The 832-nt window shown below is 79.1% G+C and carries 1 pseudogene; it reads right to left on the bottom strand.

Annotation, left to right across the window (positions count from 1 at the left end):
* Nucleotides 1-832, bottom strand: a pseudogene (locus CA984_RS48985) (hypothetical protein); the annotation flags it as partial.

Raw genomic sequence — 832 nt, forward strand, 5'->3', positions numbered from 1 at the left:
CCCCCTCCTCCGCCCCCGCACCGGCCGGGGCGGCCTCCTGCGGGTCGACGGGCTCCGTGAACGCCCGCGGCCGCGCGGCCTGGGCCAGCAGCCGCGCGGCGAGGGCCGACTGGAGCGCCGTGTCCCGCTCGGCGGCCAGGCGTCCGGTGGCGGCCCACGCGGCCAGCGGGGCGACCGCCAGGGCCAGGACGGCGCTCACCACGGACGGCCAGCCCGGCGAGCGGAAGGAGCCGTAGGCCACGAGCACCCCCAGCGGCCTGCCCTCCGCGTCGGGCACCTCCACCTCCGCCAGGGAGTGCCCCTGGCCGCGACGGCCCGCCAGACGCGAGCCGTACGGGTCCAGGAAGGCCACGGCGGTCCCGGACAGCTCGGCGTTGAGCACGCCGAGGACCCGCCGGGCCGACGGTCCCGCCTCCGCCAGCCTGGTCGCGCAGCGGGCCACCAGCTGGGTCCTGGCCGCCTCCGGACGGGCCGCCGCCGACGCCACCCGCACCGCCGTCACCAGCGGGTCCTCGTCAACGACGATCAACGTGACGCCGAGCCGTTCGGCCAGCACCTCGCCGGACCCCGCGCCCCCTCCCGCCGAGGAGGCGATCACGCACGCGGCGGCCTGCTCCCAGGCCCGGCGCATGGCCATCTCCACCGCCCAGCCGCCGCCGGCCGCGGCCCCGATCAGCACCACCGCCGTGTGCGGGACCACCGACCCGAACACCGCCAGGTCGTCGACGATCCGGACCTGGCGGACCGGGTTCTCCCCCGTGCCGTACATCCGCGCCCCGGCCAGCGGGCCGCCGTTGACCAGCTCGGCCACCGTGACCGGCGTGGCCCACCC

The organism is Streptosporangium minutum, assembly GCF_002149035.1.
GTDB lineage: Bacteria > Actinomycetota > Actinomycetes > Streptosporangiales > Streptosporangiaceae > Streptosporangium > Streptosporangium minutum.